The organism is Vibrio genomosp. F10 str. 9ZD137 (assembly GCF_049974785.1).
In the GTDB taxonomy this organism is placed as follows: domain Bacteria; phylum Pseudomonadota; class Gammaproteobacteria; order Enterobacterales; family Vibrionaceae; genus Vibrio.
Genome location: NZ_JBNGCJ010000351.1, coordinates 15,572 through 27,422, shown reverse-complemented (window position 1 = coordinate 27,422; position 11,851 = coordinate 15,572). Strand labels below are relative to the sequence as shown.

The following is an 11,851-nucleotide window of genomic DNA, read 5'->3' as shown; positions in this document are numbered from 1 at the left end:
TCGGCTCTTCACCACGGAACATTTCTCGCGTCCCTAGATTTAAACGGAATTCACCAAACTCAACCAAGGATTCTTCTGAACTGGGTGCGCCCGGCGCTTCAATCGTTTGACGACGAAGAACCGCCTTAATGCGAGCCAGTAATTCACGCGGGTTAAACGGTTTAGGTAAATAATCGTCGGCACCCACTTCCAAACCCACGATACGATCGACTTCATCGCCCTTTGCCGTCAGCATTAGGATGGGTAGCGAGTTGTTTGCGTTTCTTAGACGGCGACAGATCGATAGGCCGTCTTCCCCTGGTAGCATTAAATCCAACACCATAAGGTGAAAATTTTCGCGTGTTAATAGGCGGTCCATTTGCTCACTATTGGCAACACTGCGGACTTGAAAACCTTGCTCCGATAAATATCGCTCAAGTAATGCACGTAAACGAGCATCGTCATCGACCACTAAAATTTTGAAATTTTCTTGCATGTAATGATTCCACCTATCAATAAGCTTGCACTCAAAAAGGAGTCGCAATTAGAAATGTAACACTGTTGCGTGCAATGTGGCGCAAAGAATTGTTAACGTTTATTACTTTTTTAGCTAATGTATTAAGCATCTTCAATAATCATACGTCAAAAATATGAAAACAAACCTAATTACCCGTGAAGGCTATGACCGATTAAGTAAAGAGCTTGACTTCCTTTGGCGTGAAGACAGACCGGAAGTCACCAAAAAAGTGACCTGGGCAGCGAGTCTCGGAGACCGCTCAGAGAACGCAGACTATCAGTACAACAAGAAGCGTTTACGCGAAATTGACCGCCGAGTTCGCTATTTAAGAAAGCGTCTAGAGCAGGTCAAAGTGGTCGATTACTCGGCTCAACAAGAAGGCAAAGTTTTCTTTGGCGCCTGGGTGGAGATTGAAAATGATGCGGGTGAAACCAAATCGTTTCGCATCGTTGGGCCTGATGAAATCTATGGCGGTGTCAAAAACTACGTCTCTATCGATTCACCAATGGCGCGAGCCTTATTAAAAAAGGAAGTCGACGATGAATTTAACGTGATGACACCAGACGGTGAAAAAGAGTGGTTCGTTAATTCTATTCGTTACCATCAAACCTAAAAAATCCCTGCTTGGTCACTCAGGCAGGGATTTTTCCTATCGGTTAACTCCGTCAGCACTGCAAGAAAAAACGCTTTAAGAAAGCAAACGCTCTAGGAAAGGAAAACAACCGCTCCAAGAAAACAGCAGATCTAAGAAACGAATCGTCCAGGTAAATGAGTGCTGAGCTCACACAACTGAGTACTACTTTTTAGCACTTGAGCCGTTATCGCCAGCGCTTTTCCCTAATAAATAATTTTCATCGCTGCTCACAACCGCACCATGCTTTAGAAAGTTCTTGCCCAAAATCATGCTGTATTCAAACCGCGAACGATCTTGAAGGTTCACGTTGATTGTTTTCTCAAGCTCGCCTAATTTAACGTTCATTTCAACCACAGGGCGAATATTTGGTTTTTCACCTTTTTTAGCTTTAATTCGCATCACATCAATCACGGGTTTAGTCAACTCTTGCTCATCACCTTGGCTATTTTGGTAAGTGAATGTCACCATATCATGGCCATCTTTTTTGAACTGTTTGATGTTTACTGCGTTCATCGAGCTAACATCGGCCCCTGTGTCCAGCTTCGCAGGAAACGTCATTCCTTCGACTTGGACCGTCTCGATATGGCCAGCTTTGAAAAGAGGCTCCGCTTGCAATAAGTGATCGGCACGAGTGTTAACAAACACACCATCCTTTGCCATTTTTTGCCCTAAGATAAAATAAGGTCGCTTTTCATCGCTATCGATCACATCAATCGCATACTCTTGCTCTCGCCCTTCACCTGCAATAAACAGTTGCCCAAGAACAGTAGGCCTGATGGTTTCACCCACTCGTAAATTCTTTTCAATCTTCTTCTTCACTTTTTGCTGCTCGCCATCAGCGTTGGTGAGAAAGTACTCCACATAATCGTCTTTGCCTTCCTCTGTCACTTCAAAACTCACCACCTTCAACAGCGGTGTTTTGACAGTAAATGAAGGTGTAGCATCCAGCTTAAAGCCATCGAGCACAATATGCTCTTGCGGAGACACCACCATAGGCTGTTTGGATTTTGCGATATCTAAAAAGCGTTTTGCGCCTTTGCCGAGCAGGTTCTCAGCACGGGTATCAATCATAAAGGATTCGCTAATGGTGCTCGTACCCACCCGAAGTTGAGAAGAACTGCCTGAGCGGTCTTTCAAATACACCAGCCAATATTGAGTCGTTTTGCTGTCCAATTGGACGGGTACATAAACCAATGGACGCTGATGACCACTTATGTTGAGCATACGTACCAGTGGTAACAACATCTCTTTTTGTTCACCATTACTGCCTACGATATCGAACGTCACTTGATCTCGTTTTTTATCGATATCGATATTTTTTGCATGCAAAATACTGTGGCTATTTTCGAGCGAAAAACTGACATTCAAAGGAACACCTTTGATAGCCACTTGCTCTTTTTTACCCACAACTTTCGCGTTTGGCTGTTCTTGCAGATAATCGTAACCCGCAAATACCCAGGCATGGTTAACCAAAAATGTTTTTCCGATCAAAACAGGAGCCGTAAAATTACTGCGGTCGGTTAGGTTCACATCGGTTTTCACTTCATGCCCGGCAATAGTCATGGGGATTTTGACGGTTGGGCGCAGTAACGGCGTGCTGCTGGTACGACTTCGGATCACACTGACGCGTTCTAAAGGCGCGTTAATAACGACTGCATCGCCAGTGTAAGGATGGTGCACAGTAAACGTAACCGTTACTTTAAACGGTGAAAACGTACTGCCGTCCCAATCGAAATAGTCGAGCGTTTTATCTTTCTCGACTTCTTTCACTAACGCCGCCATCAAGGCATCATCTTTAAGATCTTGGTACTCGGGATGCTCACTGGAGACATGAATATTCTCGGCGTGCATTGACGTTGTATCAGCACCCGTATCGATTTTCCCAACAAAAGGCACACCTGCCAGGATTTGTGAATCATTCAGGTATACATTTTCGGTACGACCTAAAACGACTTTACCCTCTAAATCATAAGCAGGGCTTTGAGTAGTAAAGGGAATATCAACAGCCAAAGACGGCAGTGAAAATAAGAAAGTGCTGAGTATTACTAAGACTGAAGACATTTTTTTCATTGTTGATTTCCGTAATTCTGAGAAAAGCCCGTTGTTTATTCTTGGCTAATTTTGAACTCGTGAAAGTGGATAAGTTCGAGTTGCTGTCTCTTTATGACATAACCTTAACCAAAATAGACCAAAAAACCTTCATTACTGTGATTTTTTGACAGCTTAATTGCAAAAATATTGGAAAATCCTTTCGATACCCCAATATTGAAATACTATCGAGCGGTGCTGAGACATGCGTATCAAGCCATGCATGTGCATTAATCAAAATTTAGACCAGAAGAGAACTCTCCGATGAGCCAAGCTATCTGCCATGCTATTGCCCGCGAATTGAACGTTCGCCCAGAACAAGTTATTGCCGCTGTAACCCTCATTGATGACGGGAATACGGTTCCTTTTATTGCGCGTTATCGAAAAGAGGTGACAGGGGGGCTAGATGATACTCAATTGCGAAATTTAGACAGCCGATTGTCCTATTTAAGAGAGCTCAACGATCGACGTGACACCATCCTAAAATCGATCAGTGACCAAGGGAAACTTTCCCCTGAATTAGAAAAAGAGATCAACCAAGCTGAGAGTAAAACCCGATTAGAAGATCTCTATTTGCCTTACAAACCCAAGCGTCGCACCAAAGGGCAAATTGCCATTGAAGCGGGATTGGAACCACTCGCCGATACCTTATGGACAACTCCGCAAACTGAACCAGAAACCGAAGCAGCCAAATACATCAAGCCCGATAATGGCATCAACGACACCAAAGCCGCACTGGATGGCGCTCGTGCTATTATCATGGAGCGCATTGCCGAAGACGCCAATCTACTCGAAAAAATTCGCCAATACCTGACCCGTAATGCCGAACTGGTGTCACGGGTTGTTGAGGGTAAAGAGCAACAGGGTGAGAAGTTTAAAGACTATTTTGAACACAATGAGCGACTCAGTAAAGTGCCTTCCCACCGTGCTCTGGCTATGCTTCGTGGTCGTAATGAAGGGTTTTTATCTCTGGCTATGAATGCCGATCCTAATCAAGAAGAAGGTGTCCGACAGTCTTACTGTGAAAGCATCATTAGTGATCACTATGGCATCAGCCTGAGCAGTGCACCTGCCGATGCATGGCGTAAACAAGTTATTAGCTGGGCCTGGCGCATTAAAGTATCAATGCACATGGAAACCGAACTGATGGGTGCGCTAAAAGAACGCTCAGAAGTTGAAGCGATTGAAGTGTTTGCCACCAACTTAAAAGATTTATTAATGGCCGCACCCGCAGGGCCAAAAGCAACCTTAGGCTTAGATCCAGGCCTGCGTACCGGCTCGAAAATTGCGATTGTGGATGCCACAGGTAAGGTACTCGCCACTGACACCATCTACCCTCACCCACCACAAAAGCAATATGACCAATCCGCTCACACCGTCGAACAACTGGTTAAAAAGTACCATGTGGACTTGATTGCCATTGGCAACGGCACCGCTTCTCGTGAGACCGATACCTTCGTGGCCGATGTCATTAAACGCGGCAACTTGAAAGTGCAAAAAATCACGGTCAGTGAAGCGGGAGCCTCGGTTTATTCTGCCTCAGAGCTTGCTGCCAATGAATTCCCGAATATGGATGTGTCGCTCCGTGGCGCAGTTTCTATCGCACGTCGCTTACAGGATCCACTCGCCGAGCTGGTAAAAATCGATCCCAAATCGATTGGTGTGGGCCAATATCAACACGATGTCAGCCAATCGATGCTGGCGAAGCGCCTTGATGCAGTTGTCGAAGACTGTGTGAATGCGGTTGGGGTTGATGTGAATACGGCTTCGGCTGCGCTGCTGACTCGCGTTGCCGGGCTAAGTACGACCATTGCACAAAACATTGTTGACTATCGCGATACCAATGGTCGATTTGATGCGCGAACCACATTAAAAAAAGTGGCTCGTCTTGGGCCAAAAGCCTTTGAGCAGTGTGCCGGATTCTTGCGAATTATGGATGGTAAAAACCCTCTCGATGCCTCAGCGGTTCACCCAGAAGCCTACCCCGTGGTGAAAGCGATCTCAGATAAAAATAGCACCGCGATTAAAGCCTTGATTGGTAATAGTGACTTTTTAGGCCAGTTGCGAGCGGCAGATTACACCAGTGATAGCTTTGGTGTGCCGACCATTACTGACATTATCAAAGAGCTAGATAAACCGGGTCGAGACCCTCGCCCTGAGTTTAAAACCGCCAGCTTTGCAGACGGCGTAACAAAAGTCTCTGACCTAGAAATCGGCATGGTGCTTGAAGGTGTGGTTTCTAACGTGGCGAACTTTGGTGCGTTTGTCGATATTGGCGTGCATCAAGATGGTTTGGTGCACATCTCAGCGCTGACTGACCGCTTTATTGCCGACCCTAGAGACGTAGTAAAAGCCGGTGATATCGTTAAAGTCAAAGTGATGGAAGTGGATGAGCAGCGCAAACGTATCGCTCTGTCCATGCGTTTAAGTGACGAGCCGGGGCAAGATAACCGTCCCCAGAGAACATCTGGGCAAAAACAAAACGTTCACAGTAATAGTGTTCGAAAGAGTAATGACCGCAACGGCCAACGTTCTCACCAGGGGAATGATACATCGTCTGGCGCAATGGGAGGCGCATTTGCAGCAGCCTTCGCCAAAGCGAAAAAATAAAGTGACGGTTCTGAACTGACGGTGAGTCAATAACAGTAGTTCAATCAGAAAAAAGCGGACAGATAACAGCCGAAAGATAAAAAAATACCCACATTATTGTGGGTATTTTTATTCATAGCGATAAACACCTTAGTGCTGATGTTTACAACACCGCTATAACCTCAGATGGCACGTTTGGGGCCACGGCATGACCATAATGATATTTTATTACCGTTCGCCGTTTTTCCATTCGTCCCTCAGTTATCGCTGCATCAATAATGCGCTTAGGTAACCGAAACCGCATTGCATAGCCTTTGCCTTGCTTTTTGCTGTAAGTATCTAAAGCCAATAGCCTAAAAAGATGCTCTAACACACTTTTGGGCTCTTCGGTCTGCGGCTCAGCAATAGCGCCATCAGCGTCCATCTCGTAATCTGGATGCTCTGACGGATCCCATGAGGATCGCCTTCGCCGTTTGTCGTCAGCCTTTAACTTACGCTCTGCGTTTGACTTGACTAGCTCTGCGGTTGGTACAACAGGCTCACGAATTCTATTGTCTCTCGCTGCTTGTTCCGTTTGCACATTAACCGATGGGGCGATAAGCGGCACACTAACGTTAGTCGGTGACACAATCATAGCCGAAACCTCCTTGGCATCGCCCAACCCGATAATGCTGTTCGTATTGTTAGCTATATTGGGTTAATAAACTTATCGGCTAAACTGGTCAAAAATTTAGCAATTAATGTCAATTTTTTATCTAACCGACGATTATTTTCCGCCAAAAGCGACAATTTGATGACAGAAGGATTCCAGCTCGGTCATAAATGGGGCATGCGATGACTGACTAAAAATGTATTGTTCCGTATGCGGAGCGGTTGCCTGTACATCAGTGGCGACTTTGATCGGCACTAACCCGTCGAGGCGACCGTACATTCTCAGCATCGGCACCGAAACAGTCGCTAAATCTTGTCGAAAATCTTCATTCGCCAACATCTTCAAACCCGCCAGTAGCGATTCAGGATTCGGGGATGGCCGAGATAACACCGCTTTTTTGAGCTGCTTTACATCCAATCTTGCTGAAGGACTGCCCATAGCTTGCAGTGCCATAAAGCGCTCAATCGTGGTTTGAAAGTCATCCACTAATTGATCAGTGAAAGCATCAAGAACCTGAGGTTGAATTCCGCGCCAAGGTCTTTCTGCAGCAAACTTGGGCGAACTAGCGACGGTGATGAGCCTGGTGACGCGATCACTATGAGCCAGAGCCATATGCGTAGCGACTAAGCCCCCTAAAGACCAACCAAGCCAAATAGCGTGCTTCGGAGCCTGTGGCAGTAAACATTGTGCAATCTCTTCTAGGGTGGCGGCGTGCAAGTGCGCGCTGTGCCCATAACCCGGAAGATCCACGACGTGCACTCGATAGTGCTGGCTGAGTACCTGAACCGTTTGATCCCAAACGGCCCCATTCATCCCCCAACCGTGGACTAAGACCAAATCCTCACCGTTACCGCTCACTTGCCAGTGCAGAGCTTTATCCATGATCGCATTTTCTCCTACTAAAAACAGTCTCACCACCCGCTCGGTTACACTCATGATGAAGGCATGTTTTATCAAAATTTGGCACTTATGTTATCCGATTGGCTACAAAAAACCATGCGCATGCATCTCGGCTGTTATTGTGACCTTTGCCAACTGCCCATCCATACTCCATTGCCTCTAAAAACACCGGATAGAGAGCACGCCAAAAGAAAAGAGACAACGCGTCAAAGGATCGGAAGAAATGATATCGAGTGGGAAAGTATCTGGTGCGATAGCTGCAAGGAACACTTTGCGCCAACCACACGCTGTTCACGGTGTGGGCTTACGACGCTCACTCAAACCGACCAATGCGGCCAGTGCTTAGCGCATCCTCCTCTTTGGTCAAAGCTGTACTGCGTAGGTGACTACAAACTTCCCTTATCGAGTTATGTTCACCGCTTCAAATATCAGCAACAGTTTTGGCATGCCAAACCATTAGCTGCGCTATTAAGCGAACGTATTGATGCAACGCCAGACCTAATAGCGAGCGTTCCACTCCATTGGCAGCGGCAGTTAATGCGAGGGTTTAATCAAAGTGACCTGCTTGCCAAACAGCTAGGCAAACGACTCGATATAGAGATTGAACCGAACCTCTTTTCTCGAGTGAAAAGCACACCTCAGCAGAAAGGTCTCAATAAAAAACAGCGACAACAAAACCTGAGGAATGCTTTTCGTCTGAATGCCTCTCCACAACAGAAACACATTGCGATTTTTGACGATGTGGTCACGACAGGCAGTACAATCCATCATTTATGTCAATTATTGCTTGATGCTGGCGTCGAAACCATTGATATTTATTGTATCTGCCGCACTCCTGAAACAGATAACTCAATATAAAGCGATGAGATTTTGTTTTTAGGTCTAGAAATTAGATTTATCAGGAGTAGAATGGCGTTATAATAGCCTACAAAATTACTCAGGTATTCGTCGTGTCAAACACTATTACTATTACAGAAACAGCGCAAACTCACTTCGGTGGCTTACTTAGCCAACAACCTGAAGGGACTAACATTCGCGTATTTGTTGTTAACCCTGGTACTCAAAATGCAGAGTGTGGCGTCTCTTACTGCCCGCCAGAAGCGGTTGAAGCAACAGACACCGAACTTAAATTTGAACATTTCTCAGCTTATATTGACGAGCTTAGCCTGCCATTTTTAGAAGATGCAGAAGTGGATTTCGTTACCGATAAGATGGGTTCACAGTTAACACTCAAAGCACCAAACGCCAAAATGCGCAAGGTTGCTGATGACGCCTCATTGATTGAGCGTGTTGAATACGCGATTCAAACCCAGGTTAACCCTCAGCTTGCTGGGCATGGTGGTCACGTAAGTTTGGTTGAAATTACCGAAGACGGCACTGCTATTGTTGCCTTTGGCGGCGGTTGTAATGGTTGTTCTATGGTTGATGTCACGCTAAAAGAAGGCATCGAAAAAGAGCTTCTTCAGCAATTTGAAGGCGAACTAACGGCTGTGCGTGATGCCACAGAGCATGACCGTGGTGAGCACTCTTACTACTAAGCCTTAAATACGCTCAGTAAGCCGATGTCACGACGTCGGCTTTTTCTTATTTTCAATAATTTGATCGACCTCTAACGGATAGATTTTGAACTTGGAGAGTCATTTTATATAGTAACGTCAACCCAGCACGTATGCGCTTTATACCTAACAAACGGAATAAGCATTATGACAAAATTGAGCCCACCTACCATTCTCTCTATTCGTTCTATTGCTCAATCTAAGCTATTCACCATCGAGTCTCTTGACTTGCGCTTTAGCAATGGTGTTTTGCGCACCTATGAGCGAATGAAGCCCAGTGGTCGTCATGCCGTCATGATGGTGCCCGTGACCGAACAAGGTGACTTACTGTTAGTACGCGAATACGCAGCGGGGACAGAGCGATATGAGCTTGGCTTTCCAAAAGGGCTGATTGACCTGGGTGAGTCGGCAACTGACGCCGCGAACCGAGAGTTAAAAGAAGAAATCGGCTTTGGTGCAAACACGCTAACTCCGCTGAAACAGGTCGTCCTGGCTCCTTCTTATTTTTCTAGTCAAATGACCCTATTTATTGCACAGGATCTATACTCAGAGAAACTAGAAGGTGATGAGCCAGAGCCATTAGAAGTGGTGCGCTGGCCATTAGCTCAAGCTGAAGAGCTGGTCACTCACTTGGATTTTTGTGAAGCCCGCAGTATCACAGCCCTATTACTTGCTCTAAAGCATTTAGAAAAATAACAATAACAAAGTCTTAGGAATTATTATGTCTACTGATAAAGACTTATCTCACCTGATACCTTCCGTGGTTGAAGTGGCTCGTTCTGCAGGGCAACTTATCCTCGACATCTATGAAACAAAACAATATGAAGCCTATGTTAAAAGTGATGAAACGCCAGTCACAAGCGCGGATATTGCCGCACATAAGCTCATCGTCAATCAACTATCGGCGCTTACGCCTGATATCCCTGTTCTCTCTGAAGAAGCCGCGGACATTAGCTTAGAGAAGCGCGAGAAGTGGAGCCGCTATTGGTTAGTAGACCCACTCGACGGCACGCAAGAGTTCATTGCTCGCAGTGGAGACTTCGCAACCATCATCGCCTTGATCGACAATAATCAACCGATCATGGGAGTGGTTTACGCGCCAGTTTCTGGTGTGACGTATTACGCTTATAAAGGTAAAGGGGCTTGGAAGGTTCCCGATCTGTGTGAAAAAGTTGAAATTGAAAGCCATAAACACGAACAAGGCCAAAAGCAATCCATCGGCATGGCGATCAGTCGACGTCAGAACATCAACAGCATTACCGCTCGCCTGAGCAGCGCATGGAACTACGACCTTGTGCCACTCGGCTCAGCCGCGCTAAAAGCTTGTTTGGTCGCGGAAGGTGCCGTGGATTGTTATTTAAGAATCGGTCCAACGGGCGAATGGGATACAGCGGCCACTCAATGTATCGTCGAAGAAGCGGGCGGGCGCATTTTAAGCACCCAGTTAGCCCCTCTCTCATACAACCAAAGAGAAACGCTTGAAAACCCGAATTTCTTGGTGCTTGGGGATGAATCCCTGCCTTGGGATGAAATTTTGAAAGTGAAAGACTGAGCATCATAAAAAAGCGAGCCTAGTTAAGCTCGCTTTTTTCATTTTCTGTTTTCTGTTTCGTTCGACGATTAATCGCTATAACTGAACGCTATAAGTAAACGTTATAAATAAACGCTATAAACGGCCATTGAAATCCAATGAATAATGCCCTTTGCTGTCTGGGTTACCCAGCCATTGCAACTGGCTCGATAAACTCGTCGGAAAATTAGCTTCTGGTTTAAACCAACCCTTAGCGCTGTATGTCAGCTGACCACGGGTTGCTGCGTCTAATTGCCCTTCAAACTCCGCGCTGACTTGCTCACTTTCCTGCTTCGCATTAATCGAGACGACGTTATCTTGGCAATCAATGTTCGCCACAACAGGGCCGAGCGCCAGTGCAGCTAACGGTGTTGTGGCGTTATTACCACTCCAAACCACGGTTCCTGTTCCGCTCTGACAATACGGCATCGCATGCTCAAGTTCGATAATGGAAACCTCGAGTTGGCCTTCAAGATCCACTGGCAGTGGCAAAGACAGCTGATCAATAGCGAACTGAGCCGGAACAGAAGCAATCACATCTTTGGCATAGGCGCCAGAAAAGCCATAACCAACGACGCCTCGCCCTCTCAGTCCTATCTCGCTTCCTTGCCCAAAACGAGTGGTCACTTGAACTTTACCCATCAGCAGTTGGGCGGCATTGACTGTCCAGTTGATTCGGCCCAGAGAAGTCCCCTGCCAACTGACACGCTCCGCGCTGCCTTTCCATACTGAGCCTTGCGTCCCCTGCACCACCAAACCTTGCGGCAAAGACACCGCTTGCAAAACGTATTGAGCTGGCATATGGACAATCAGGCTCACGATAAGCGTGGCAATCAAAAGCAACGAAATCAGAATGATACGCTTCATTATTCACCTCGCTTAAACTGCAAACGCTTGACATCGACCATACCATCCTGATCGGTGCGTGCTACATCGAAATGTTCAACATCAACACCTTGTTGCTCTTTCAGGTAGGTAATCCAACCTATTAACTGATTAAACTCTATAGGCTGTACCCAAACTTGAAACATGTCATCTCTCGGCTGGATACGAATAAGTTCCACTTTAAACCGACTCGCCGAAGAAGAAATCACCTGATTAAGGGGCTCGGATGTCGTCACTAACCCACTTTGTGCTCGTAATTGAGTAATTTCATCCGCTTTATTTTTCACCCAGTTAAGCAGTTGCTGTTCACTGTTAACCTTATTTTGCGCTTGTAAGCTTCGTTGCTGTATTGGCTCAAGAATCCCCCAGTACCCAATCCCGACGACTAACAATCCCATACAGATCATCATTAGACGTTGTTCTCGAACACTGATGCCTTGCCACCAAAGCCTAAAAGACGTGACCAGTTTACTCATCATCA

The 11,851-nt window shown here is 46.1% G+C and carries 12 protein-coding genes; 6 read left to right on the top strand and 6 right to left on the bottom strand.

The annotated features are described in order from the left end of the window. Nucleotides 1–475, bottom strand: a 475-nt coding sequence (locus tag ACP45E_RS07715; RefSeq protein ID WP_069584859.1) for a response regulator, incomplete at its 3' end; no start/stop codon positions are given. A gap of 154 nt (nucleotides 476–629) precedes the next feature. Between ACP45E_RS07715 and greB the strand changes: the two genes are divergently transcribed. Further along, complete coding sequence (gene greB, locus ACP45E_RS07710; RefSeq protein WP_017036301.1) at nucleotides 630–1,109, top strand: transcription elongation factor GreB; 480 nt, start codon at nucleotides 630–632, stop codon at nucleotides 1,107–1,109. 183 nt (nucleotides 1,110–1,292) lie between these two features. Here greB and ACP45E_RS07705 read toward each other — a convergent pair whose 3' ends face one another. Beyond that, nucleotides 1,293–3,200 (bottom strand): ATP-dependent zinc protease family protein, encoded by a 1,908-nt coding sequence (locus tag ACP45E_RS07705; protein WP_017037138.1) that lies wholly within the window; start codon nucleotides 3,198–3,200, stop codon nucleotides 1,293–1,295. 282 nt (nucleotides 3,201–3,482) lie between these two features. Here ACP45E_RS07705 and ACP45E_RS07700 point away from each other — a divergent pair, with 282 nt between their 5' ends. Further along, nucleotides 3,483–5,828, top strand: coding sequence for a Tex family protein (locus tag ACP45E_RS07700; protein ID WP_017036299.1), 2,346 nt, complete (start codon nucleotides 3,483–3,485; stop codon nucleotides 5,826–5,828). A 142-nt stretch (nucleotides 5,829–5,970) separates the two neighbouring features. Here ACP45E_RS07700 and ACP45E_RS07695 read toward each other — a convergent pair whose 3' ends face one another. Then, nucleotides 5,971–6,441, bottom strand: coding sequence for a hypothetical protein (locus tag ACP45E_RS07695; protein WP_017036298.1), 471 nt, complete (start codon nucleotides 6,439–6,441; stop codon nucleotides 5,971–5,973). 132 nt (nucleotides 6,442–6,573) lie between these two features. Further along, nucleotides 6,574–7,341, bottom strand: a complete 768-nt coding sequence (gene bioH / locus ACP45E_RS07690; RefSeq protein WP_017037139.1) for a pimeloyl-ACP methyl ester esterase BioH — start codon at nucleotides 7,339–7,341, stop codon at nucleotides 6,574–6,576. Between the two features lie 63 nt (nucleotides 7,342–7,404). Between bioH and ACP45E_RS07685 the strand changes: the two genes are divergently transcribed. From ACP45E_RS07685 to cysQ, 4 genes are all read left to right on the top strand, one after another. Continuing rightward, a complete protein-coding gene (locus ACP45E_RS07685; protein ID WP_017037140.1) occupies nucleotides 7,405–8,217 on the top strand; it encodes a ComF family protein in 813 nt (270 codons plus the stop codon). Nucleotides 8,218–8,309: 92 nt separating this feature from the next. Further along, on the top strand, nucleotides 8,310–8,897 hold the full coding sequence (gene nfuA, locus ACP45E_RS07680) for a Fe-S biogenesis protein NfuA (protein ID WP_017037141.1): 588 nt from the start codon (nucleotides 8,310–8,312) through the stop codon (nucleotides 8,895–8,897). A gap of 165 nt (nucleotides 8,898–9,062) precedes the next feature. Beyond that, the gene (gene nudE, locus ACP45E_RS07675) at nucleotides 9,063–9,611 is read left to right on the top strand and encodes an ADP compounds hydrolase NudE (protein ID WP_017036294.1); all 549 of its coding nucleotides are present in this window, start codon (nucleotides 9,063–9,065) and stop codon (nucleotides 9,609–9,611) included. Between the two features lie 25 nt (nucleotides 9,612–9,636). Continuing rightward, a complete protein-coding gene (gene cysQ / locus ACP45E_RS07670) occupies nucleotides 9,637–10,467 on the top strand; it encodes a 3'(2'),5'-bisphosphate nucleotidase CysQ (RefSeq protein ID WP_069584858.1) in 831 nt (276 codons plus the stop codon). A gap of 114 nt (nucleotides 10,468–10,581) precedes the next feature. Here cysQ and ACP45E_RS07665 read toward each other — a convergent pair whose 3' ends face one another. Continuing rightward, entirely contained in the window at nucleotides 10,582–11,352 is a 771-nt protein-coding gene (locus ACP45E_RS07665) for a type II secretion system protein N (protein WP_017037143.1), read from the bottom strand. Beyond that, nucleotides 11,352–11,849 (bottom strand): type II secretion system protein M, encoded by a 498-nt coding sequence (locus ACP45E_RS07660; RefSeq protein WP_017037144.1) that lies wholly within the window; start codon nucleotides 11,847–11,849, stop codon nucleotides 11,352–11,354. The genes ACP45E_RS07665 and ACP45E_RS07660 overlap by 1 nt, the downstream gene beginning before the upstream one ends. Between the last annotated feature and the right edge of the window lie 2 nt (nucleotides 11,850–11,851).

Bases quoted from the DNA above. Each gene is read 5' to 3' on its own strand.
- ACP45E_RS07685 (WP_017037140.1), top strand. From the start codon at position 7,405: ATGTTTTATCAAAATTTGGCACTTATGTTATCCGATTGGCTACAAAAA.
- ACP45E_RS07660 (WP_017037144.1), bottom strand. From the start codon at position 11,849: ATGATGAGTAAACTGGTCACGTCTTTTAGGCTTTGGTGGCAAGGCATC.
- ACP45E_RS07695 (WP_017036298.1), bottom strand. From the start codon at position 6,441: ATGATTGTGTCACCGACTAACGTTAGTGTGCCGCTTATCGCCCCATCG.
- cysQ (WP_069584858.1), top strand. From the start codon at position 9,637: ATGTCTACTGATAAAGACTTATCTCACCTGATACCTTCCGTGGTTGAA.
- nudE (WP_017036294.1), top strand. From the start codon at position 9,063: ATGACAAAATTGAGCCCACCTACCATTCTCTCTATTCGTTCTATTGCT.
- bioH (WP_017037139.1), bottom strand. From the start codon at position 7,341: ATGGATAAAGCTCTGCACTGGCAAGTGAGCGGTAACGGTGAGGATTTG.
- ACP45E_RS07700 (WP_017036299.1), top strand. From the start codon at position 3,483: ATGAGCCAAGCTATCTGCCATGCTATTGCCCGCGAATTGAACGTTCGC.
- ACP45E_RS07665 (WP_017037143.1), bottom strand. From the start codon at position 11,352: ATGAAGCGTATCATTCTGATTTCGTTGCTTTTGATTGCCACGCTTATC.
- greB (WP_017036301.1), top strand. From the start codon at position 630: ATGAAAACAAACCTAATTACCCGTGAAGGCTATGACCGATTAAGTAAA.
- ACP45E_RS07705 (WP_017037138.1), bottom strand. From the start codon at position 3,200: ATGAAAAAAATGTCTTCAGTCTTAGTAATACTCAGCACTTTCTTATTT.